At 73.4% G+C, this 20,994-nt stretch carries 20 protein-coding genes and 5 tRNA genes; 8 read left to right on the top strand and 17 right to left on the bottom strand.

Going from position 1 to position 20,994, the window contains the following annotated elements:
* Position 1: 1 nt before the first annotated feature.
* Together AC5L3C_RS31230 and AC5L3C_RS31225 are read right to left on the bottom strand one after the other, a co-directional pair.
* Positions 2–823: an aminotransferase class IV gene (locus AC5L3C_RS31230; protein ID WP_493652383.1), complete on the bottom strand. Its 822-nt coding sequence runs from the start codon at positions 821–823 to the stop codon at positions 2–4.
* The gene (locus AC5L3C_RS31225; protein WP_493652381.1) at positions 820–1,872 is read right to left on the bottom strand and encodes a chorismate-binding protein; all 1,053 of its coding nucleotides are present in this window, start codon (positions 1,870–1,872) and stop codon (positions 820–822) included. Before AC5L3C_RS31225 ends, AC5L3C_RS31230 begins: the two co-directional genes overlap by 4 nt.
* 142 nt (positions 1,873–2,014) lie before the next feature.
* Between AC5L3C_RS31225 and AC5L3C_RS31220 the strand changes: the two genes are divergently transcribed.
* From AC5L3C_RS31220 to AC5L3C_RS31200, 5 genes are all read left to right on the top strand, one after another.
* Positions 2,015–2,087 (top strand) — tRNA-Gly (locus AC5L3C_RS31220).
* A 37-nt stretch (positions 2,088–2,124) separates the two neighbouring features.
* Positions 2,125–2,198, top strand: a tRNA-Cys gene (locus AC5L3C_RS31215).
* 1 nt (position 2,199) lies between these two features.
* Positions 2,200–2,271, top strand: a tRNA-Val gene (locus AC5L3C_RS31210).
* A 19-nt stretch (positions 2,272–2,290) separates the two neighbouring features.
* Positions 2,291–2,362, top strand: a tRNA-Val gene (locus AC5L3C_RS31205).
* Positions 2,363–2,400: 38 nt separating this feature from the next.
* Positions 2,401–2,472, top strand: a tRNA-Val gene (locus AC5L3C_RS31200).
* A gap of 49 nt (positions 2,473–2,521) precedes the next feature.
* Here AC5L3C_RS31200 and AC5L3C_RS31195 read toward each other — a convergent pair.
* From AC5L3C_RS31195 to AC5L3C_RS31180, 4 genes are all read right to left on the bottom strand, one after another.
* Complete coding sequence (locus AC5L3C_RS31195; RefSeq protein WP_125508092.1) at positions 2,522–2,800, bottom strand: TFIIB-type zinc ribbon-containing protein; 279 nt, start codon at positions 2,798–2,800, stop codon at positions 2,522–2,524.
* Between the two features lie 99 nt (positions 2,801–2,899).
* Positions 2,900–3,814: a phosphotransferase family protein gene (locus tag AC5L3C_RS31190; protein WP_493652380.1), complete on the bottom strand. Its 915-nt coding sequence runs from the start codon at positions 3,812–3,814 to the stop codon at positions 2,900–2,902.
* A 904-nt stretch (positions 3,815–4,718) separates the two neighbouring features.
* Entirely contained in the window at positions 4,719–4,898 is a 180-nt protein-coding gene (locus AC5L3C_RS31185; protein WP_125508088.1) for a hypothetical protein, read from the bottom strand.
* 206 nt (positions 4,899–5,104) lie between these two features.
* Positions 5,105–5,392 carry a DUF8836 family protein gene (locus AC5L3C_RS31180; protein ID WP_493652378.1) on the bottom strand — a complete coding sequence of 96 codons (288 nt, stop codon included), beginning with the start codon at positions 5,390–5,392 and terminating at the stop codon, positions 5,105–5,107.
* Between the two features lie 195 nt (positions 5,393–5,587).
* Here AC5L3C_RS31180 and AC5L3C_RS31175 point away from each other — a divergent pair, with 195 nt between their 5' ends.
* Positions 5,588–6,901 carry a serine/threonine-protein kinase gene (locus tag AC5L3C_RS31175; protein WP_493652376.1) on the top strand — a complete coding sequence of 438 codons (1,314 nt, stop codon included), beginning with the start codon at positions 5,588–5,590 and terminating at the stop codon, positions 6,899–6,901.
* Positions 6,902–6,919: 18 nt separating this feature from the next.
* Here the strand turns inward: AC5L3C_RS31175 and AC5L3C_RS31170 are convergent, their stop codons facing one another.
* The 9 genes from AC5L3C_RS31170 to AC5L3C_RS31130 form a co-directional block, all read right to left on the bottom strand.
* Positions 6,920–7,735: a TrmH family RNA methyltransferase gene (locus tag AC5L3C_RS31170; protein WP_493652374.1), complete on the bottom strand. Its 816-nt coding sequence runs from the start codon at positions 7,733–7,735 to the stop codon at positions 6,920–6,922.
* 1 nt (position 7,736) lies between these two features.
* Entirely contained in the window at positions 7,737–8,969 is a 1,233-nt protein-coding gene (gene cobA, locus AC5L3C_RS31165) for a uroporphyrinogen-III C-methyltransferase (RefSeq protein ID WP_493652372.1), read from the bottom strand.
* Positions 8,970–9,138: 169 nt separating this feature from the next.
* A complete protein-coding gene (cobT, locus tag AC5L3C_RS31160; protein ID WP_493652371.1) occupies positions 9,139–12,765 on the bottom strand; it encodes a nicotinate-nucleotide--dimethylbenzimidazole phosphoribosyltransferase in 3,627 nt (1,208 codons plus the stop codon).
* 368 nt (positions 12,766–13,133) lie between these two features.
* Entirely contained in the window at positions 13,134–14,345 is a 1,212-nt protein-coding gene (gene cbiE / locus AC5L3C_RS31155) for a precorrin-6y C5,15-methyltransferase (decarboxylating) subunit CbiE (protein WP_493652368.1), read from the bottom strand.
* 128 nt (positions 14,346–14,473) lie between these two features.
* A complete protein-coding gene (locus AC5L3C_RS31150; protein WP_125508073.1) occupies positions 14,474–15,112 on the bottom strand; it encodes a GNAT family N-acetyltransferase in 639 nt (212 codons plus the stop codon).
* A 132-nt stretch (positions 15,113–15,244) separates the two neighbouring features.
* Positions 15,245–16,072: a MetQ/NlpA family ABC transporter substrate-binding protein gene (locus tag AC5L3C_RS31145; RefSeq protein ID WP_125508072.1), complete on the bottom strand. Its 828-nt coding sequence runs from the start codon at positions 16,070–16,072 to the stop codon at positions 15,245–15,247.
* A gap of 71 nt (positions 16,073–16,143) precedes the next feature.
* A complete protein-coding gene (locus AC5L3C_RS31140) occupies positions 16,144–16,881 on the bottom strand; it encodes a methionine ABC transporter permease (RefSeq protein WP_493652365.1) in 738 nt (245 codons plus the stop codon).
* Positions 16,878–17,915: a methionine ABC transporter ATP-binding protein gene (locus tag AC5L3C_RS31135; RefSeq protein ID WP_125508070.1), complete on the bottom strand. Its 1,038-nt coding sequence runs from the start codon at positions 17,913–17,915 to the stop codon at positions 16,878–16,880. Before AC5L3C_RS31135 ends, AC5L3C_RS31140 begins: the two co-directional genes overlap by 4 nt.
* A 397-nt stretch (positions 17,916–18,312) precedes the next feature.
* The gene (locus tag AC5L3C_RS31130) at positions 18,313–18,963 is read right to left on the bottom strand and encodes an HAD family hydrolase (protein WP_493652363.1); all 651 of its coding nucleotides are present in this window, start codon (positions 18,961–18,963) and stop codon (positions 18,313–18,315) included.
* A 105-nt stretch (positions 18,964–19,068) separates the two neighbouring features.
* Between AC5L3C_RS31130 and AC5L3C_RS31125 the strand changes: the two genes are divergently transcribed.
* Together AC5L3C_RS31125 and AC5L3C_RS31120 are read left to right on the top strand one after the other, a co-directional pair.
* On the top strand, positions 19,069–19,428 hold the full coding sequence (locus AC5L3C_RS31125; protein ID WP_493652361.1) for a hypothetical protein: 360 nt from the start codon (positions 19,069–19,071) through the stop codon (positions 19,426–19,428).
* The gene (locus AC5L3C_RS31120) at positions 19,409–19,858 is read left to right on the top strand and encodes a hypothetical protein (protein ID WP_493652359.1); all 450 of its coding nucleotides are present in this window, start codon (positions 19,409–19,411) and stop codon (positions 19,856–19,858) included. The genes AC5L3C_RS31125 and AC5L3C_RS31120 overlap by 20 nt, the downstream gene beginning before the upstream one ends.
* Here AC5L3C_RS31120 and AC5L3C_RS31115 read toward each other — a convergent pair whose 3' ends face one another.
* Both AC5L3C_RS31115 and AC5L3C_RS31110 read right to left on the bottom strand, forming a co-directional pair.
* A complete protein-coding gene (locus tag AC5L3C_RS31115; RefSeq protein WP_493654101.1) occupies positions 19,859–20,356 on the bottom strand; it encodes a GNAT family N-acetyltransferase in 498 nt (165 codons plus the stop codon).
* A gap of 57 nt (positions 20,357–20,413) precedes the next feature.
* Positions 20,414–20,926 carry a sigma-70 family RNA polymerase sigma factor gene (locus AC5L3C_RS31110; protein ID WP_493652357.1) on the bottom strand — a complete coding sequence of 171 codons (513 nt, stop codon included), beginning with the start codon at positions 20,924–20,926 and terminating at the stop codon, positions 20,414–20,416.
* Positions 20,927–20,994: the final 68 nt, after the last annotated feature.

Genomic DNA, 20,994 nt, shown 5'->3' with positions numbered 1-20,994 from the left:
GTCACGGGTCGAGGTCGGCCCCGGAACGCTCGTCGAAGATCCGCATGGCCTTGGCGGTGACCGGGCCGGGCGCGGTGGTCAGGCCGCGGTCGTCGACGCGGTGCACGGCCTGCACGTCGCGCAGGGTCGAGGTGAGGAAGATCTCGTCGGCCCGCTCCAGGACGTCCAGCGGCAGGTCGGTCTCCTTGGCGCCGGTCCATTCGGCGACCAGGGCGCGGGTGATTCCGGCGAGGCAGCCGGAGGCGACCGGCGGGGTGTGGATCTCTCCGTCGAGTACGACGAAGACGTTCGACCCGGTGCCCTCGCACAGTTGCCCCACCGTGTTGGCGAAGAGCGCCTCGGAGGCGCCCCGTTCGCGGGCGCGGGCGAGCGCGACGACGTTCTCGGCGTACGAGGTGGTCTTCAGGCCGGTGAGCGCGCCGCGCTCGTTGCGCGTCCAGGGGACGGTGACGACGGCGGTGGAGTCGGGCCTGCGGGTGGTCTCGCCCACGGCGGCCACGAGGGTCGGGCCCTGGTCGCCGCGGTCGGAGCCGAGCGGGCCGTGGCCGCCGGTGTAGGTCAGGCGCAGCCGGCCGAGCGGCATGGGGTTGGCGTCGAGGACGGCGGCGCAGGCGCGGCGGACCTCGTCGAGGTCGGGGTCGGGCAGTCCGAGGCCGCGGGCCGACCTGGTCAGCCGGTCGAGGTGCCGGGTGAGCGCGAACGGGCGTCCGTCCACGGCCTTCACCGTCTCGAAGATGCCGTCGCCCACGGTCAGTCCGTGATCGAGAACGGAGACACGGGCGGACTCGATGTCCTGCAGTCCGCCGTCGAGCCAGATCTTCACCGCTGGGTCCCTTCACTCGCCTCGTACTCTCCCGACGCTACCGCGAGCAGCCGGGAAGCCTTGAGTTCGGTCTCCCGCCACTCCCCCTCGGGGTCGGAGCCCCAGGTGATGCCGGCACCGGTGCCGAACCGCAGGACGGCGCCGCCGGCCGCGTCCCGGTCGATCCAGAAGGTGCGGATGCCCACCGCCAGTTCGCCGGTGCCGTGGTCGGCGTCGACCCAGCCGACGCCTCCGCAGTAGGGGCCGCGGGGCGCGGTCTCCAGGGCGTCGATGATCCGCAGGGCGCTCGACTTGGGGGCGCCGGTGACGGAACCGGGCGGGAAAGCGGCCTCGAGCAGTTCGGGCCATCCGGCGCCGTCCCGCAGCTCGCCGCGCACGGTCGACACGAGGTGGACGAGACCCGGGTGCTTCTCGACGGCACAGAGATCGGGCACGGTCACGGTGCCGGTGCGGCAGACCCGGCCGATGTCGTTGCGGACGAGGTCGACGATCATGACGTTCTCGGCGTAGTCCTTCTCCAGCAGGTCGGCCTCGGTCCGGCCGGTCCCCTTGATCGGCCCGGACTCGACGACCGGGCCCTGACGGCGCAGGAACAGCTCGGGGGACGCGGTGGCGATCTCCACGCCGTGCCCGGGCAGCCGAATCGTTCCCGCATACGGCGCCGGGTTGCCCCGGGCCAGCAGGGCGGTCAGGGCGTCCACGTCGGCGTCGGGCGGCACGGGCGCGGAGAGGACACGGCAGAGGTTGGCCTGGTAGACGTCGCCGGCGGCTATGTGCTCCCGTATGCGGCGGACGCCCGCCGTGTACGCGGCACGGTCCAGGGAGGACACCCAGTCGCCGGTGGCGGGTCCCCGCCAGGCACCGGGCACGGGTGCCGGTACCGGCTGTTCCCGGACGTCGCGGAAGCGTGCGCAGGTCAGCCGGCCCTCGAAGTCGGCGGCGACCGCCCAGAACCCCGTGGAGTCCAGGGCCGAGGGGTCGTCGGTGACGTCGAGGAGTCCGGTGGCGAGGCGGCGTCCGAAACGGGCGAGAGGCGCGAGGTCAGGCACGTGACGAGTCTATGGGCGGGCCCGCTGCGGTGGCGTGAGCAGGCGCAACGCAGCACGCTGCACAAACGGGTTTTTGTACTGGCCCCGGAATCCGCTAGAGTTCAGTTCGTCGCCGGGAAGCGCAAGCCGACCGAATCGACAGGCGGACGTAGCTCAGTTGGTAGAGCGCAACCTTGCCAAGGTTGAGGTCGCGAGTTCGAGCCTCGTCGTCCGCTCGAAGGAAGAGGGGGCCTCCCGGGCCTCCGCACTCCTGGTGGAGTGGCCGAGAGGCGAGGCAACGGCCTGCAAAGCCGTCTACACGGGTTCAAATCCCGTCTCCACCTCCAAGGACGATTAGCTCAGCGGGAGAGCGCTTCCCTGACACGGAAGAGGTCACTGGTTCAATCCCAGTATCGTCCACTGGATCTTCGGATCCCCCGCGCGATTAGCTCAGCGGGAGAGCGCTTCCCTGACACGGAAGAGGTCACTGGTTCAATCCCAGTATCGCGCACGCAGTGCCCATGATCCGCTCGATGATCGTGGTCCCGAGGACGATTAGCTCAGCGGGAGAGCGCTTCCCTGACACGGAAGAGGTCACTGGTTCAATCCCAGTATCGTCCACACTTCGAAGCCCCCGGTCCGGTGACCGGGGGCTTCGGCGTGCGGAGCGTCAGCTGGAGAAGAGCATGTGCCCGAAGCCCTTGCGCCGGCGGTGACCGTAGTGGCCGCCGTGCCCGGCGCCCCACGCGGGAGGCTGCGGGGCCGCCGGGTACGCCTGCGGCGCGGCCGGCGGAGGAGGCGCGGGCTGCGACCACTGGGACTCCAGCCGGGTCAGCGCCTCCAGCTCGCCGTAGTCGAGGAAGATGCCTCGGCACCCGCTGCACTGCTCGATCTGAACACCGTTGCGGTTGTAGGTGTGCATGGGGGCACGGCACTTCGGACACTGCATGATCGGTCAACTCCTCGCCGGTCGTTCCCGCTTCGCGTATCGCCAGGACAGACTCCGTCCGGCCGCGGGTCGGTTGCACCCTACTTCGCGGACTTCGGCTCAATCCGGTGGGGATGCCATACGCCCGCAGGCGTCGACCAGTTCCTGCTCCACCTCGTCCAGCGTCCGGTCCGCCAGGACCGCCTTGGTGACGGCGCGGGCGGCGGTCTGCGCGGTGAGGGCGCGGGCCGGGACGTCCAGCGCGGTCCAGGGGTCGCCGTCGCCGGGTACGGCGGGGCCGCCGGACGCGCGGTAGGCGGTCAGGAAGCGGTGCCAGTCGCCGGGGGCGAGCAGTCCGCACGCGAACCAGGCCGCAGGACGGGCCAGGTCCCACGCCGGGACGCCGGGGCCGAGGTCGTCGACGTCGATCAGCAGCCAGGGGCCTTCGGATACCGGGTGGCGTATGAGCTGGCCGAGGTGGAAGTCGCCGTGGCACAGCGCGGTGGCGTCCGTCGGCCGGGCCGCGCCGCGTGCCCAGTCCGGGAGGGCGGACCAGGCCCGCAGGATCGGTGCGGTGCCGGGGTGGCGGGGGGCGGTGACTCGGAGGCGGCGGAGAGCGTGGGCGGCCTTCGCGGGTCCCCGCATCGGGGGGACGGCGACGGGAGGCGGAGTGCGGTGAAGGCGGGCGAGGAGGGTACCGGCGGCTTCCCAGGGGGCGGCGTCGGGGTCGTCCGGGTCCACGGGGGTGCCGTACGGCCAGAGGGTGACGAGCCGTCCGTGCAGTTCGGCGGGGGCCGGGGTGAGCGGGGGGAGGAGGACGCCGGGGAGGCGGGCGGCGGCGGTGACACGGAGGGCGAGGTGCGCGGGGTCGGTGCCGGGGGCGTGAGCCTTGGCGACGGTGCCGGCGTGGCGGAGGACGGTGGTGTCGTCGCGGGTGGTGAGTGTGGCGGTGGTGCAGGCACACGGGTGGGCTGCGCGGGCGTGGGCCGCGGTGGTGGCGTGCGCCGTCAGCGCGGGGAGGAGTTCCGTGGTCACGGGGGTGAGCGTACGGGGCGCGTCAGCCGCGGTGCGTGAACGCGGGGGTTGTGCAGCCGGCGCTTCTGCGGGGCGCAGGCGCGTTGGTGTTGGCCGGGGGGTGTTGCACAGTGGGCGCTACCGCAGGGTGCAGTGCGTTGGTGCGGGCCGGGGGTGTTCGCGCAGCCCGGCGCCAGCGGGGTGCCTCCCCCACTCTCGGCTCCGCTCGAGCGGGAGGTACCCCCATGAGCGGGGGGACCCCCATCGCCCTGGGGTACCTCCCAGGCCCTTAAGGCTCTGGGGGAGGCACGACTGCCCGCGGATCGCGGGGCTCGCGCGGATCGCGGGGCTCGCGCGGATCGCGGGGCTCGCGCGGATCGCGGGGCTCGCGCGGATCGCACGGACGGCACGGATCACGCGGATCGCACGGATCGCACGGACGGCACGGATCACGCGGATCGCACGGATCACGCGGACGGCGCGGATCACGCGGACGGCGCGGATCACGGGAGCGGCGCGGATCACGGGAGCTGCGGCCCGCGGCGCGCAGCCCGCAGCCCGCAGCCCGCAGCCGCAGCGCGCGGCAGGCGCCGACGGCGGGGAGGGGGCGGGGCGGGGGTGTGCGCCCGCAGTGGCTGGCGCGTCCGCGCCGTGCAGCCCCACCAACAAGCTCCATCGCGCCAGTCCGAGGACGTACACCCCCGCCCCGCCCCCGCACCACCCACCCCCCGTGGGCGCTACGCGCACCCCACCCCACCGCACGCTGCGCCGCAGGCATACGGCCACCGGCCCGCGGGCAAAAAGCAATGCCGGCGCAGCTCCCCAGCTGCGCCGGCATTTTGCCGTCCGCCGCACCCCCGTCCCCACGGGGTTTCATGGGTGGATGTCCCCGCCCGGACCGCTCTTCCGGGCCTGGGGTCGCTGTTCAGCGCCCCAGCATCTCTCCCACGGACGACGCCTGTATGGTCACCGTCTCCCACCCGTCGAAGACGAGCAGGAGCAGGACCGCCAGGGGAAGTGCCATCAGCGTCGCCACCAGCGGGTGACGCCGGCCCTCGCCGCGCTCCCGCCTGCGGACCTCTGTCCGCGGTGCCGTGTACGCCATGACCCCTTCTCCTGACCCGTTCCGTTGTCTGACTGTCTTTGGCAGCGGCGGGCGTCTGACCTCGGGGGACGAGTGCTGCACCCGCCGCTTGACCTCAAATCTAGGGGCCCGGCACTCCCCGGACGTCATGCCCTCGTACCGATCTCCGGGCCTCCCGGAGGATGAGCCTCCTCCTGCGCCGTACTCCCCTGGGTGGAGACGTGCTCCTAGGTGTCAGGGACATCCCCCAAGGACCGCCCACTCTGTCCCCCTTTCTCCGACCCGTCCTCCCTCCCGTCCTCCCCCGGCACCGGCTGCTCCACCAGCGCCAGCACCCGGTTCGCCATGAACCGCGCCGTACGCACGACGGCCCCGGTCCGGGTGACTTCGCTCACTTCGACCACCCCCCGGCGCACCGCGGTCTCCACTCTGCGCCCCGCCCTGCTCGCCACCATCTCGTACGTACGCGTCGTGTCGCCCGCATCCACGACGATCTCCACACGGTCACCCTTCACGCGATCAATCCCCCTACGGTGTCGGGTGGTTGGGATCATCCGCCGCGCGAACCCGGCCTGCCCGCACGCTCCCTGACCACTCTTCAAGTCTCCCACCCACCACTGACAATCCATCGGTTCGAGAGGGCGCGGCCTCTGCGCACGGGCCGCCGTGGAAACGTAAGCTGTGGCACGTCACAGGACCGGGCAGCGGGGATGAACATGGCGATGATGCGCCTGAGGCGCGAGGACCCGCGCGTCGTCGGCTCTTTCAGGCTTCACCGACGGCTCGGCGCGGGCGGGATGGGCGTGGTCTACCTGGGCTCCGACAAGAAGGGGCAGCGGGTCGCGCTGAAGGTCATCCGACCCGACCTGGCGGAGGACCAGGAGTTCCGCTCACGTTTCGCGCGCGAGGTCTCGGCGGCCCGGCGCATCCGCGGCGGCTGCACGGCCCGGCTGGTGGCCGCCGACCTCGACGCGGACCGGCCCTGGTTCGCCACGCAGTACGTTCCCGGCCCGTCGCTGCACGACAAGGTCGCCGAGGAGGGTCCGCTCGGCGCGGCCGAGGTCGCCGCCGTCGGCGCGGCCCTGTCCGAGGGACTGGTCGCCGTGCACGAGGCCGGCGTGGTGCACCGCGACCTCAAGCCGTCCAACATCCTGCTGTCCCCGAAGGGGCCGCGGATCATCGACTTCGGCATCGCCTGGGCGACGGGCGCCTCGACGCTCACGCACGTCGGTACGGCGGTGGGCTCGCCCGGCTTCCTCGCCCCCGAGCAGGTGCGCGGGGCGGCCGTCACCCCGGCCACGGACGTCTTCTCCCTGGGTGCCACGCTCGCGTACGCGTCGATGGGCGACTCCCCCTTCGGGCACGGCAGTTCCGAGGTGATGCTGTATCGCGTGGTGCACGAGGAGGCCCAGCTGCAGGGCGTCCCGGACGCGCTCGCCCCGCTCGTCCGCGCGTGCCTGGCCAAGGCCCCCGAGGAGCGGCCCAGCACACTGCAACTGTCGCTGCGGCTCAAGGAGATCGCCGCGCGGGAGGCGCAGGGGCTGGCGGACGTACGGACGCCCGCGCCGCGCGCCCCCGAGCCGGACCGGCCCACGGGGCGCCTCGCGGACACCTACCCGGAGCGGACACAGCGCCGGCAGGGCGGGCCGGCCGGACCGGGCGGGCAGAACGGCCAGCAGACCCCGCCGCGCGGACGCGGCCCGGCCCCCCGGAACGACGGTTCGTCCCCCGGACGCAAGAGCCGCGGTGTGCCGCCGTCGCGAGGCGGCGGCTCCGCGCGCGAGCGCGACGGCGCCCCGCGCGGAGGCACACCGTCGCGCAACGGGTCGCGCCCCACACCGGCGTCCCGGAACACCACCCGGTCCGGCAGCGGTGCCCGTCGCCCGGGCCCCCGGACGACGGGGACCGGCCTGCGGCCGGCCAATCCGCGGCTGCTGCGGCAGCGGCTGTTCGTGTTCGTCGTCGTGACGCTGGTCGTCGCCGCGGGCATCGCCCTGGTGCAGGGCTGCCAGGGCCCGGGGTAGCGAGAGAAGCCCCGAGCGCTACCGCGGACGCCCTGTGGTCACCGCGTAGAAGGCGACCGCGGCGGCGGCTCCCACGTTGAGGGAGTCGACGCCGTGCGCCATCGGGATGCGGACCCGCTCGTCGGCTGCGGCCAGGGCCCGGGCGGAAAGCCCGCTCCCCTCCGCGCCGAGCATCAGGGCGACCCGCTCCATGCGGTGCGCTCCCACCTCGTCCAGGATCCTGGCGTCCTCACCGGGCGTGAGGGCGAGCAGCCGGAACCCGGCCTCGCGCACCGTCTCCAGGCCCCGGGGCCAGGATTCCACCCGGGCGTACGGCACGGAGAAGACCGCGCCCATCGAGACCTTCACGCTGCGCCGGTACAGGGGGTCCGCGCAGTCCGGGGAGAGCAGGACGGCGTCCATGCCGAGGGCCGCCGCCGAGCGGAAGATCGCACCGATGTTGGTGTGGTCGTTGACGGACTCCATGACCACGACCCGGCGGGCGGTGCGGAGCACGTCGGACGCGCCGGGCAGCGGGGTGCGCCGCATGGAGGCGAGCGCGCCGCGGTGCACGTGGTAGCCGGTGACCTTCTCGGCGAGCGCGGGCTCCACCACGTACACCGGGGCCTCGGACCGGTCGATGACGTCCCGCATGACGTCGACCCATTTCGCCGACAGCAGCATGGACCGCATGGCGTAGCCGGCTTCCCGGGCCCGGCGGATGACCTTCTCGCCCTCGGCGATGAACAGGCCCTCGGCGGGCTCGCGCCGGCGGCGCAGTTCGACGTCGGTCAGGCCGGTGTAGTCGTGCAGGCGGGGGTCGGCGGGATCGTCGACGACGACGGGTTCGGCCATGTCAGGCCACCTCACGCGGGCCCACGGCGACGACCTCGCCGATGACGATGACGGCCGGCGGCTTGACCTCCCGCGCGACGACGGTCTCGGCGACCGTGGCGAGCGTGGCGTCCACGCGGCGCTGGGCGGCCGTGGTGCCCTCCTGGACCAGGGCCACCGGGGTGTCGGGGGATCTGCCGTGGGCCACCAGGGTCTCGGCGATCCGGCCGATCTTGTCGACGCCCATGAGGACGACGAGGGTGCCGGTCAGTTTCGCCAGGGACGGCCAGTCGACCAGGGAGCGCTCGTCGTCGGGGGCGACGTGCCCGCTGACCACCGTGAACTCGTGTGCCACGCCGCGGTGGGTGACGGGGATGCCGGCCGCGCCGGGGACCGAGATGGAGCTGGAGATGCCGGGGACGACGGTGCAGGGGATGCCCGCTTCGGCGAGTGCCTGGAGCTCCTCCATGCCGCGGCCGAACACATACGGGTCGCCGCCCTTGAGGCGGACCACGGACTTGCCTTCGCGGGCGTGTTCGATCAGCGCGTTGTTGATGGCCTCCTGGGCCATGAACCGGCCGTAGGGGATCTTCGCGGCGTCGATCACCTCGACGTGCGGCGGGAGTTCGGCGAGCAGGTCGCGGGGGCCGAGCCGGTCTGCGATGACGACGTCCGCCTCGGCGAGCAGGCGGCGGCCGCGCACGGTGATCAGGTCGGGGTCGCCGGGGCCGCCGCCGACGAGGGCGACGCCCGGGGTGCGGGTGCGGTGGTGCGGGGCGACGAGGGTGCCGTCGCGCAGGCCTTCGACCACGGCGTCGCGGATGGCGGCGGTGTGGCGGGGGTCGCGGCCGCGTGCCCGGGTGGTGAGGACGGCGACGGTGACGCCCTCGCTGGTGCCGGTGGCGGGGGTCCACGCGGTGGCCGCGTCGGCGTCGTCGGAGCGGACGCACCACACGCGGTGGCGCTCCGCCTCGGCGGACGCGGTGGTGTTGGCGTCGGGGTCGCTGGTGGCGATGAGGGCGTACCAGGCGTCCGCGAGGTCGCCCTCGGTGTAGCGGCGGCGGTGCCAGGTGAGCTCCCCGGCGTCCGCCATGGCCTCGACGGAGGGGGTGGCCTCGGGGGACACCACGTGGAGGTCGGCGCCGGCGGCGATGAGGGCCGGGAGGCGGCGCTGGGCCACCTGGCCGGCGCCGAGGACGACCACGCGGCGGCCGGCGAGGCGGAGGCCTACGGGATAGGCGGGGTGTTCGGCCATCAGGACGGGCTCCTCGGAGAAGCGATGGGTCAGCGGGCACGCTGCGGCTTCGGAGCGGGCCTGACGTGGGAATTTTATGCGCGTGCGGGGACGGGGTGGGTGTGGTGTCCGCCCCACGGCCACCCCGGCCGGTCCGCGGCCCCGCGGACCGGCCGCCCGCGGCCCGGCGCTACTTCTCGGTCACTCCGGCCGAATCGAAGGTCGCCACCTCGTGCATGGCCCGCGCCGTGCTCTGCACGAGCGGCAGGGCCAGCAGGGCGCCCGTGCCCTCACCGAGGCGGAGGTCGAGGTCGACCAGGGGGCGCAGGCCCAGCTTGTTGAGCGCGGCGACATGGCCGGGCTCCGCGCTGCGGTGGCCGGCGATGCAGGCGGCGAGCACCTCGGGTGCGATGGCCCGGGCCACCAGCGCGGCGGCGCCGGCGCTGACGCCGTCCAGGATCACCGGCGTACGGAGCGAGGCCCCGCCGAGGAGCAGGCCGACCATGGCCGCGTGCTCGAAGCCGCCGATGGCGGCGAGGACGCCAAGGGGGTCGGCCGGGTCCGGCTGGTGGAGTTCGAGGGCGCGGCGCACGACGTCGGTCTTGCGGGCGAGGGTCTCGTCGTTGATGCCGGTGCCGCGCCCGGTCACCTCGGACGGGTCGGCGCCGGTGAAGACGGAGATCAGGGCGGCGGACGCGGTGGTGTTCGCGATGCCCATCTCGCCGGTGAGCAGCGCCTTGTTGCCGGCCGCCACCAGGTCCCGGGCGGTCTCGATGCCGACCTCGACGGCCTGTTTGGCCTCCTCGCGGGTCATCGCGGGGCCGTTGGTCATGTCGGACGTGCCGGCGCGGATCTTGCGGGGCAGCAGTCCGGGGGTCGCCGGGAGGTCGGAGGAGACGCCCACGTCGACGACGCAGACCTCGGCGCCCACCTGGGCGGCGAAGGCGTTGCAGACCGCTCCGCCGCCGAGGAAGTTGGCCACCATCTGGGCGGTGACCTCCTGCGGCCAGGGGCTGACGCCCTGGGCGTGCACACCGTGGTCGCCGGCGAAGATCGCGACGGCCGCGGGTTCCGGGACGGGCGGCGGGCACTGGCGGGACAGGCCGGACAACTGGGCGGAGATGATCTCCAGCATGCCCAGCGCCCCGGCCGGCTTGGTCATGCGCTTCTGGCGCTCCCATGCCTCGCCGAGGGCCTTGGCGTCGAGCGGGCGGATCTGGGCGACGGTCTCGGCGAGCAGGTCGTGGGGGTCCTCTCCGGGCAGGGCGCGACGGCCGTACGTCTCCTCGTGCACGACCCAGGACAGCGGGCGGCGCTTGGACCAGCCGGCCTGCATCAGCTCGGGCTCGGCCGGGAATTCGTCGACGTAGCCGACGCACAGGTAGGCGACGACCTCCAGGTGCTCGGGCAGCTCCAGTGCCCGGACCATCTCGCGCTCGTCGAAGAAGCTGACCCAGCCGACGCCGAGGCCCTCGGCGCGGGCGGCGAGCCAGAGGTTCTCCACGGCGAGCGCGGAGGAGTAGGGCGCCATCTGGGGCTGGGTGTGCCGTCCGAGGGTGTGGCGTCCGCCGCGGGTGGGGTCGGCGGTGACGACGATGTTGACCGGGGTGTCGAGGATGGCCTCGATCTTCAGTTCCTTGAACTGCTTCGCCCTGCCCTTGGGGAGGGACTTGGCGTAGGCGTCGCGCTGGCGCACGGCCAGTTCGTGCATCGCGCGCCGGGACTCGGCGGAGCGGATGACGACGAAGTCCCAGGGCTGCGAGTGGCCGACGGAGGGTGCGGTGTGGGCGGCCTCCAGGACGCGCAGCAGCACCTCGTGCGGAATGGGGTCGCTGCGGAAGCCGTTGCGGATGTCCCGGCGCTCGCGCATCACCTTCAGCACGGCCTCGCGCTCGGCGTCGGCGTACCCGGGGGCGGCCGGACCCGCGGGCGGTGCCGCCTCCGGCTCCACACCGGCGCCCTGGGTGTCCAGGTCGTCGGGGCTCTGGGCGGTTTCGGGGTCGGGCACGGCCGGTACGGCGTCGGCGCCGGCCTCGTGGGGCTCCTGCCCGGGGACGGTCACGCCCTGCGGCGGGGTCGGCGCGAGCCGGGGCCCGGTGGGCACCGTGCCGTCCACGGGGACGAACCGGCCGAGGGGCTGGTCCGGCTCGGGCACGAGGGGGACGGTGCCGGGGAGCGGGGTGTCGGAGGTCTGCTGGGGGCCCTGGACCGGGTGGGCGCCGGCGCCGGGGGTGTCGGGGCCGTCGGCCGCGGGGGGCTGCGGTGCGGGGGTGTCGGAGGCCGCGTTCTCCGTCGTACCGGTGGGGGCCGCGACAGGCTCGGGCGCGACGGGGGCCGCTTCCGGTGCGGGCGTCGGCTCCGGGTCCGGGCGCGCCCCGGCCGCCGGGGCGGGTGCGGCTGGGGTGGTGCCGGGCGAGGCGGCGTCCGGCTCGGCGGTGGCGGCCTCGAGGTCCGGTGCCTGCGGCAGGCCGTCGGCGGGGGTGTGCTCCGGCGCGGGGGGCTCCTCGGACACCGGGGCGGCCGGTACCGCGGCGGGCACGGTGTTCCCGGCGTCCGGTACGTCGTGGGCAGCAGTGTGCTCCCGCGCGGGAGGCTCGGCGTGCGGCACCGGGGCGGCACCGGGCTCCTCGGACACCGGGGCGGCCGGCACCGCGGCGGGCACGGTGTTCCCGGCGTCCGGTACGTCGGCGGCGTGGGGCTCCTCCACCGCCGGGGCGGTCTCGGGCGCCGGCGTGCCCTGGGGCGCCTCCGGCTCCTGGACGGTGGGCTCCGCCACGGCGGCCTCCGCCTCCGGGGCGGGGGCGGCACCGGGGTCCTCGGACACCTGGACACCGTCGTCCCGGGGTGCGTCGGCGGGTACCGCACCCGGCACCTGACCGGCTGCTGCGTCCGGCTCCGGCGCGTGCTCCGGCGCCGTGCCCTCCCCGGGCGGAACCTCCACGGACTCCGCGGTTTCCGCGGACCCTGCGGGAACCTCCGCGGCCGGGTGGCCCTCCGAAACCGGTACCTGAACGGCCTCGGGCGTCTCCCCCACCCCGTTCCGCTCCGGCACGACGGCCGCGGCATCGGCACCCGCGTCCGATGTCCCCACCTCCGGTGTCCCCGCCTCCGGTGCCGCCGGCTCCGCGACCGCGGCGCCCGCGCCGTCGGTGTCCTGCGCCGCGACCGCCTCCGTCGCGACGCGGGTGACGACCGCCTGGGCGGCGTCCATCCGCTCCGCCGGTGGAACAACCGTTTCGCCGGCCGGGACCCCCGCACTCACCGTGGCCTGCGCTCCCCAGGGCGCCGCAGCCTGCGCCGCGGCCTGCGGTGCCACCTGGGGCGCTGCCGCCTGCGGCGCTGCCGCCTCCCGCGCGCGCGGGATGTCGAGGTACTCCGGGCCGAGGGTCGGCGGGCCCGCCTGGCGGGCCGGCAGGTCGGCGGGGCCGCGGTCGGCGAGGGAGCGGACCGGGCTGGCCGAGACGTCGGGGATGGGCGGGCCGAGGTGCAACGGGCGGCGCGGCGCGGCCGGTGCGGGCGCCGGGCGCCCCGGCTCGGGTTCGGGGAGCCGGACGCCGCCGAGGTCGACGGAGCCGCTGTCGCGGCCGGCCGTCTCGTGCGGGCCCGGTTCGTGCACGGTCTCCACGACCGGCTCGGGTGCGGGCGGAGCGATCTCGTTGCCCCAGGCGCCCTGGGCGCCGGGCAGCAACAGGTCCTCGTCCTCGGCAGGACTGTCGGAGAGGTAGGTGTACGCGTCGGGCGCGGAGACGCCCTGCTGCTCCACCATGCCTGCGTTCTCCGGCAGTCCCTCGCCCGGGACCTGGCCGGTGTCGGTCATGCGTACCCCTCGCCCATCGGTTAGTGCTCCTACGACCAGCTCACCCGGAACGGCGCACCGACCGCCCCACACTGGAGAACGAGCGTGCGTCCCCAGCGGCACGAACGGCCCGCCCGAAAAAGGCGACAAAGCCATTCACTGGCATTGTCGCGGTCGCACGGCCGTCGCGTCAGCTTGATCGGCGACGGTTCCGCTGTGGACTGCGCCACGTTGCGCGTCCTCCGGTTTCCGCCGTACCACGCCCCGCCCCAAACCGGGCGCGTTTTCCGGACATTGACCGACGAAGCGTCGGGCGTCCGGCGTGGCACAACGATCGGCCAGCCTACCGCGCGCGGTACGACAACCCGATCACGGGGACGGCAATCGGATCATTTGCCGCGCGCGGGCAGCACCCCGCTGAGCAGGAACGCGACGCTCCGTTCCTTCTCCGTCCAGACCCGGGTGTCGAGTTCGACGGACTGCAGCAGGGCGCACTCGACCCGGTAGCCGTGTTCCGTCAGGTTCCTGCCGATGAGTTCGGCCCCGTCCCGGGTGGCGGCGTGCGCGACGATGCGCTGCGGGCGGCGGTCCGCCACCGCGGAGACCACCTCCGCTCCCCCGCCCCCGACCCGGACGACGTCGGGCTCCGGGAGGTTCTCCAGGACATGCGGCGCGGTGCCGTGCACGACCTGGAGCTGGACCTGGTGCCGGCGGGCGGCCGCGTCGGTGCGGGCGCAGGCGCGCGGGTCGCTGTCGACGGCGATGACGGCGGCGCCCGCGCGGGCGGCGTCGGTGGCGAAGGCGCCGCTGCCGCAGCCGATGTCCCAGACGAGGTCGCCCAGTCGGGGGGCGAGCCGGGCGAGTTGGGAAGTACGCAGGGGTTCACGTTCCCCTTCGCCGAGTGCGCCGCCGTACTCCTCGGCGGGCAGCGTCCAGCCGCGCGGGCCGCGCGAGGGGTCGCGTCCGGCGATCCAGCCGCCGGACTCGCCGGTCCCGGCCGTGCCGCCGGCGACGATGACGACGTTGGGGTCGCGCCAGGTGTGGTCGGCGGCCTTGTCGGAGGTCACGACGCTGACCTGCTCGCGCGGGGTGCCGAGTTCCTCGCAGATGACGAAGGTGCGGTGGATGCCCTCCATGAGCAGGCCCAGTTCGGCGGGCCCGGCGCCGGGTGAGGTGAGGACCGCGACCTTGGTGTGGGCCCGGCATACGTTCACGGCGCGGCGCAGGGTGCGAGGGTGGGCGACCACCACGTGCGCGTCGTCCCAGGGCATGCCGGCACGGGCGAAGGCGGCGGCGACGGAGGAGACGGCGGGCACGACCTCGACCTCCAGGCCGAACTCCGGTGCGCGCAGGGTCCGTACGACGCCGAAGAAGCCGGGGTCGCCGTCGGCGAGGACGACGGCGGTGCCGCGGTGGGCGGCGATGCGGCGCGCGGCGAGGGCGACGGAGCCGAGCCGGATGCGTTCGGCGCCGGCGGGCACCTCGGGGAGCGCCAGGTGGTGGGCGGCACCGGCCACCAGCGTGGCGGCGCCCAGTGCGGCGCGGGCCGCGTCGGTCAGCGGCGAGCCGTCCCAGCCGATCACCGTGACCCGGTCGGCCATCGTCGTCAGTCTCCTGGGGTTTGCGCAGGTCGTCGTCGGCTGTTCCGCCCGGGGGCGGTCTGCTGAGATTACCTGGTGCGGCCACGGGCCGCTCCGGCGGTGGCCCCGGCCCGCGGGTCCCCGGCGGGTCAGTTCCAGTCCGGGTAGGCGGTGAACCCGCCGGTGTCGGCCAGTTGGCCGTCCGCACCCTCGATGTCCTCGGGCAGCAGGCTCCATACGATGTAGTCGGTCCGTACGTCGCTCCAGCCGCCGTCGTCGGTGCGGACGCGGGCTATGCAGGCGTTGCGCAGCACGCCCTCGCTGATGCAGCCGATCTTCTGGGCGACCTGCTGGGCCGCGGTGTTGTCGGCGGCGGTGCGCAGTTCGACGCGTTCGAGTTTCTGGTCGCCGAAGAGCCACTGTGCGGTGGCGAGCGCGGCCTCGGAGGCGTAGCCCTCGCCGCGTGCCCAGGGGGCGACGATGTACGACAGTTCGGTGGACCGCACGTGCCAGTTGGTTCTGGTGAGCCGGATGAGGCCGACCAGGCGCTGGGTGAGGAACTCGGTGACGGCGAGGTCGAGGCCGTGGCCGGCCGCGCGCCGGGCGGGGGCGTCCTCGGTGATCCAGGTGCGGGCGGTCCGTTCGCCGAAGGGGTGGGGGACGCCGGTCCAGGCGGCGACCTGCTCGTCGTTCATCATCGCGGCGAGGGCGGGGACGTCGTCCGTGTCGAGGGGACGCAGCACCAACCGCTCCGTGCTGATGGAGATGTCGGGGAAGGTGCTCGTCATGCGCCGCTCCGTAACCTGAGGAACCGTCGGGTGCTGCTGAACTGCCCAGCATGCAGCATGAAAGCACTGAACCGCACCACGGGGGCCCACTGCGCGGACAGTGGGCCCCCGACGGGTGGCGGGCGGGCCGGATCAGAAGGAGGCGAGGACGGATCCCGCGTAGGTGTCCTCGATGAACTTCTTCACCTCGGGGGAGGTGAGGAGCTCGGCGAGCTTCTTCACGCGCGGGTCGTCCTCCCGGCCCTCCTTGACGGCGAGGAGGTTGTTGTTCGGGTTGCCCTCGGCGGTCTCGAGGACGAGCGCGTCCTCGGCTGGCTTGAGGTCGGCCTCGATGGCGTAGTTGCCGTTGACGACCGCCGCGTCCACGTCCTCCAGGGAGCGGGGGGTCTGGGCGGCCTCGAGCTCCTTGAACGTGAGGTCCTTGGGGTTCTTGGTGATGTCGGCGGGGGTCGCGGCCGTGCCGACGCCCTCCTTGAGGGTGATCAGCCCGTTGGCGGCGAGCAGCTGCAGGGCGCGGCCCTCGTTGACCGTGTCGTTGGGGACGGCGACGGTGGCGCCCTGCTTCAGGGCGTCGGCCTTGTCGACCTTGCTGGAGTACAGGCCGAGCGGCTCCAGGTGGACGTCGACGACGGACACGATGTGGGTGCCGTTCTTCTTGTTGAAGTCGTCGAGGTAGGGCTGGGTCTGGAAGAAGTTGGCGCCCACGGAGCCGTCCTCGGTGGCCGTGTTCGGCGTGACGTAGTCGGTGAACTCCTTGACCTCGAGGTCGAGGCCGGCCTTCTCGGCGAGGTTGTCCTTGACGAAGGTGAGGATCTCGGCGTGCGGCACGGGGCTCGCGGCGACGATCAGCGGGGCGGAGGTGTCGGAGGCGGCGTCCTGGTCGGATCCGCAGGCGGTGAGCCCGAGGGTGAGGGCTCCGGTGGCGAGGACGGCGGTGGTGATCTTGGCGGTGTTACGCACGAAAAGTGCCTTTCCTTGGGGTGTTGCGGTGATGCGGTGGTACGACCCCGGGGTGCCGGGGAGTTCTGGGATCAGGCGACCTTGCCGACGTCGGCCGCGGCGGGCTCGTCGGACTTCAGGAGCCGCAGTTTCGGTGCGGCTCCTGAGCGGGCGCCGCGGCGGTGCAGGGTGCGGGCCGCGAGGTCGCCGGCGAACTGGATGACGGAGATGACCACGGCGAGGATCGCGACGGTGATCCACATCAGTTCGCTGTCGAAGCGCTGGTAGCCGTAGCGGACGGCGAAGTCGCCGAGTCCGCCGCCGCCGACGGCGCCGGCCATGGCCGAGTAGCCGATGAGGGCGATGACCGTGGTCGTGGTGCTCGCGATCAGGGAGGGCAGCGACTCGGGGATCAGGACCTTGCGGACGATCGTCCAGGTGCTGCCGCCCATGGCCTGCACGGCCTCGACGAGCCCGTGGTCCACTTCCCGCACGGCCGTCTCGACGAGCCGGGCGAAGAAGGGGATGCCGCTGATGGCGAGCGGGACGATGGCGGCCTCGCTGCCGATGGACGTGCCGGTGACCCAGCGGGTGAAGCTCGTCAGGGCGACCATGAGGATGATGAACGGCATCGAGCGGCCGATGTTCACGACCTGCCCGATGACCTTGTTCACCACGGTGTTGCGCAGCAGTCCGCCCTTGTCGGTGAGGACGAGCAGGATGCCGAGCGGAAGGCCGCCGGCGACGGCGATCAGGGTGGACCAGCCGACCATGATCAGCGTCTCGATACACGCCTGTTCGAGCAGCGGCTGCATCTCGGACCAGGTCACTTGGCCCCCTCCTTCACCAGCGCGGGACGGTCGTGGTGCACGACGTCGATCTGCAGGCCCTGCTCGCGCAGGAAGCCGACGGGTACGACGTTGTCCTCGTAGCGGCCGGGCAGTTCGATGCGCATCCGGCCGACCTGGAGGCCGCCGACGGTGTCGATGGCGGCGCCGAGGATCGATATGTCGATGTTGTAGGTGCGCGACAGCTGGGAGATGACCGGCTGGGTGGCGCTGTCGCCGTGGAAGGTGACGTCGAGGACGGTGCGGTCGTCGCCGGAGGCCTCGCCGCCGACCGGGAACAGCGCGGAGGCCAGTTCCGAGCCGGGGGTGGCGAGCAGGTCGCTGACGGTGCCGGATTCGACGATGCGGCCGCGGTCCATGAGGGCGGCCGAGTCGCAGACCTGCTTGACGACGTCCATCTCGTGGGTGATGAGCAGGACGGTGAGGCCGAGCTCACGGTTGAGGTCGCGCAGGAGCTGGAGGATCGAGCGGGTGGTCTCGGGGTCGAGGGCGCTGGTGGCCTCGTCGGAGAGCAGCACCTTGGGGTCGCCGGCGAGGGCGCGGGCGATGCCGACCCGCTGCTTCTGTCCGCCGGAGAGCTGGGCGGGGTAGGCCTTGGCCTTGTCGGCGAGGCCGACCAGGTCGAGCAGTTCCAACGCCTTGCGGGAACGTTCCTTCCCCGAGATGCCGAGGATTTCCAGGGGCAGTTCGACGTTGTCCCGCACGGTGCGTGAGGACAGGAGGTTGAAGTGCTGGAAGACCATGCCGATGCGGCTGCGCGCCTGCCGCAGTTCCCGGCCGGCGCGCGGACCGCGCCCGGCGAGGGCGGTGAGGTCCTGCCCGGCCACGGTCACGGTGCCCGAGGTGGGGCGTTCCAGCAGGTTGACGCAGCGGATGAGGGAGGACTTGCCGGCGCCGGACTGGCCGATGACGCCGTAGACCTCGCCTTCGCGGACGTGCAGGTCGACGCCGTCCAGGGCGGTGACCTCGCGACCGCGTGAGCGGTAGACCTTGGTGAGGCCCGAGGTGGTGATCACGTGGATATCCGTCACTGTCGAGTGCACGGCGCGTCGTGGGCGCCGGGCACGGGGCAATCAGGGTCGAAAGCAGCCGGGCGGCACGGCTCTTCGGACACGGCGGAGGAAACCGTGGGGAATCGTGCGCGCGGGGGCGTGGGCCGGTCACGCATGAGGGTCACGCGGACGGGCGCGAGCGGGCTCTCGCTTCGGGGCGCGAGGCTCAGATGGTGCAGGGGCCCTCTAGAAGGCGCACATTCGGCACGGACACGTGCGACGAGCACCGGGCGTCATGGTCGCCTCGGTCGCAGGGATGCGGTCGCTCGTCGTGGTCATGCGATCAGTAAAGCAGACGTTTGGTCCTTACCCGCCCCGGCTGTCCGGATGCTGGACAGCCGTGGACAGCGTCGCGCGCACGTCAGGGACGTACGGAGATCTCCACTCCCCCGTCCGTGACCAGTGCGGACAGGGCCGAGAGGTCATCGACCACCAGGTCCGCGGTCAGCTCGTGTGCCGGGTGGGTTGTGGCCAAGGCCACGGTGGTCATGCCGGCGGCACGGCCGGCCCGGAGCCCGGCCGGGGCGTCCTCGAAGACGACGCAGTCGGCGGGGTCGACGCCGAGGGTGCGGGCGGCCAGGAGGTAGGGCTCGGGGTCGGGCTTGCCCCGGGTGACGTCGTCGGCGGCGATCAACGTCTTGGGCAGGACGCCGACGGCGCCCAGACGGACCTCGGCCAGCCTGCGGGTGGCGGAGGTCACCACGGCCCAGCGCTCGGCGGGCAGGGCGTCGAGGAAGTCCCGGGTCCCGGGCAGCAGATGCACCCCGCCGCCCGGCACGTCCTCCACCTCCAGGTCCTCGATCCGCGCGACGGCCTCCGGCACGACATGGGCGGGCAGCAGGTCGGCGGCCACCTCCGCGGCCGTCCGGCCGTGCAGCTGGATCCGCCCGAACTGCTCGGCGGTGACGCCGTACTCGGCGGCCCACCGGGTCCAGCACCGGTTGACGGACTCGATGGAGGACACCAGGGTCCCGTCGTTGTCGAACAGCAGGGCACGCGCATGAATGGTCATGCCATCGACCCTACGGGGCCGCGGGACCGGTCACGCACGGCGTCGGCCCGCACGCCGCCGGGGGCGGGCGCACCGGGGCTTTTCCGCCGTAATAAGGTCGCTGGCATGCTTGATGTCCTGACGGTGGTGACCGGTGTCGCCGCGCTGCTTCTCGCCGCCTGGTGCGGGTGGGCCGCCTACCGTGATCAGCCGACGAAGGACTGGCACTTCATCGGGATGGCCGTGGTCACGCTGCTGGCGCTGGTCCAGCTGATCGTCGGGATCGTGCAGCTGGCGCGGGGCGAGAAGCCGGAGCAGGGCACGACCGTCTTCGTGGCGTATCTGCTCGGCTCGTTCGCGTGCGTCCCGGCGGCGGGTTTCCTGTCACTGGGCGAGCGCTCCCGCTGGGGGTCGCTCACGGTCGCCGCGAGCGGAGTCGTGCTCGCCGTGCTCGAGGTGCGGCTGTATGACATCTGGGGAGGCTGAGGTGACCGTGACGCAGGACGAGCCACGGCGGACACGGCTGATCGGCGGTCCCGGGCTGCTGCTGGTGTGGCTGTACGGGGTGATGGTCGTCGGCGCGGTGTCGCGCTCCGCGTACCAGATCGCCACCGAGTTCGACCGGGCGCCGCTCGCCTACACGCTCTCCGCGCTGGCCGGCGTGGTCTACGGCTTCATCACCTACACCCTGGTCCGCGGCGGGGAGACGGCCCGCAGGGCGGCGCTGGTGTGCTGCGCCGCCGAGCTCGTGGGCGTCCTGACCGTCGGCACCTGGACGATGGTGGAGCCGTCCGCCTTCCCCGACGCGACCGTGTGGTCGGACTTCGGGATGGGGTACCTCTTCATTCCCGTGCTGCTGCCCCTGACCGCCCTGTACTGGCTGCGCAGGGCGCGGCCGCGGCGGTCCGGGGCCTGATCAGGCGGTCGTCGCGTACGCCTCCGCCGTCTTCTCCAGGACGATCATCGGTACGCCGTCCGCGCCCTGGGACGTGCCCACCCGCTGGTAGCCGACCTTGCTGTACAGCCGCAGATTGCTTTCGCTGCGGTGCCCGGTGTGCAGGCGGAACGTCCTGGCTCCGCGCTCGCCGGCGAGGGCGTCCTCGGCCGCCCTGAGCAGCCGGGCGCCGATGCCGTGCCCCTGGAGGCGGGGATGGACGCAGAGCTTGCCGATCGCGGCGGCGCCGTCCTCGGTGACCCTGCCGTGCACCGAGCCGACGATCTCGTCGCCGAGCCGGGCGACGAAGACGCAGTCCCCGGCGACCTCCTCGCGCACCGAGTCGAGGGTCTGGACGAGGGGGTCGATGCGGTAGTTGCCGTAGAGGGCCGCTTCGCTCTGGAAGCACAGGTACTGCAACCTGAAGATCTGCTCAGCGTCCTGCCCGGTCGCCGCAGAGATGGTCACGCTCATGCCCATGTGCGCACGCCTCCCGCTCACCTGATCACCTGTCGTCCCTCACTCCTATCCCCGTCCTCAGCGCGCCGCAACCTCCCGTGTGAGCAAACGCCGCAGACATCCCAGGCATCTGGAACGTTCCGGGCCAAGACTGCCTTGTGAGATACCCAACTCCCCTGCGATTTCCCGGTATGTCGGGTCTCCCGGGGACAGCATCGCCTCCATCAGCCGCGGGCAGCGGCCGGGCAGCCGCCGTACGGCGTCCCGCAGGGCGCGGCGGCGGGCGGCGGCCAGTGCGAGGCGTTCGGGGTCGTGGTGGCCGGCGTCCGCGGGCTCGCCGGTCAACGCCGTTTCCCGGCGGGCGGTACGGCGGGTGCGGCGGGCCTCGGTGCGTACGGCCCGGCGCAGCCAGCCCGGCGGGTCCGGCGGCGGGCCGTCCGTGGTGAGGCGCTCCAGCAGGCGCAGCCAGACCGCCTGTTCCAGGTCGCCCGGTTCGGCCCCGCAGCCGGGCGCCTCGGCCGAGGCCTCCGCACTGAGCAGCGCACGCAGGGAGACGATCAGTTCGTACGCCGTGACCGGCTCGTGTGTCATACGCGCGACGACTCGCCCGCCCCGGGCAGGGTTGCCCGGGGCGGGCGTGGATTCACCCCCACCGGGGG

Source organism: Streptomyces speibonae (assembly GCF_984686075.1).
Note: the sequence above shows the minus strand (reverse complement) of the source record. Positions and strands in the feature narration are given on the sequence as shown.

Bases quoted from the DNA above. Each gene is read 5' to 3' on its own strand.
- AC5L3C_RS31195 (WP_125508092.1), bottom strand. From the start codon at position 2,800: ATGCAGTGTCCGAAGTGCCGTGCCCCCATGCACACCTACAACCGCAAC.
- AC5L3C_RS31185 (WP_125508088.1), bottom strand. From the start codon at position 4,898: ATGGCGTACACGGCACCGCGGACAGAGGTCCGCAGGCGGGAGCGCGGC.
- AC5L3C_RS31175 (WP_493652376.1), top strand. From the start codon at position 5,588: ATGAACATGGCGATGATGCGCCTGAGGCGCGAGGACCCGCGCGTCGTC.
- AC5L3C_RS31170 (WP_493652374.1), bottom strand. From the start codon at position 7,735: ATGGCCGAACCCGTCGTCGTCGACGATCCCGCCGACCCCCGCCTGCAC.
- cobA (WP_493652372.1), bottom strand. From the start codon at position 8,969: ATGGCCGAACACCCCGCCTATCCCGTAGGCCTCCGCCTCGCCGGCCGC.
- cobT (WP_493652371.1), bottom strand. From the start codon at position 12,765: ATGACCGACACCGGCCAGGTCCCGGGCGAGGGACTGCCGGAGAACGCA.
- cbiE (WP_493652368.1), bottom strand. From the start codon at position 14,345: ATGGCCGACCGGGTCACGGTGATCGGCTGGGACGGCTCGCCGCTGACC.
- AC5L3C_RS31150 (WP_125508073.1), bottom strand. From the start codon at position 15,112: ATGACGAGCACCTTCCCCGACATCTCCATCAGCACGGAGCGGTTGGTG.
- AC5L3C_RS31130 (WP_493652363.1), bottom strand. From the start codon at position 18,963: ATGACCATTCATGCGCGTGCCCTGCTGTTCGACAACGACGGGACCCTG.
- AC5L3C_RS31125 (WP_493652361.1), top strand. From the start codon at position 19,069: ATGCTTGATGTCCTGACGGTGGTGACCGGTGTCGCCGCGCTGCTTCTC.
- AC5L3C_RS31120 (WP_493652359.1), top strand. From the start codon at position 19,409: ATGACATCTGGGGAGGCTGAGGTGACCGTGACGCAGGACGAGCCACGG.
- AC5L3C_RS31115 (WP_493654101.1), bottom strand. From the start codon at position 20,356: ATGGGCATGAGCGTGACCATCTCTGCGGCGACCGGGCAGGACGCTGAG.
- AC5L3C_RS31110 (WP_493652357.1), bottom strand. From the start codon at position 20,926: ATGACACACGAGCCGGTCACGGCGTACGAACTGATCGTCTCCCTGCGT.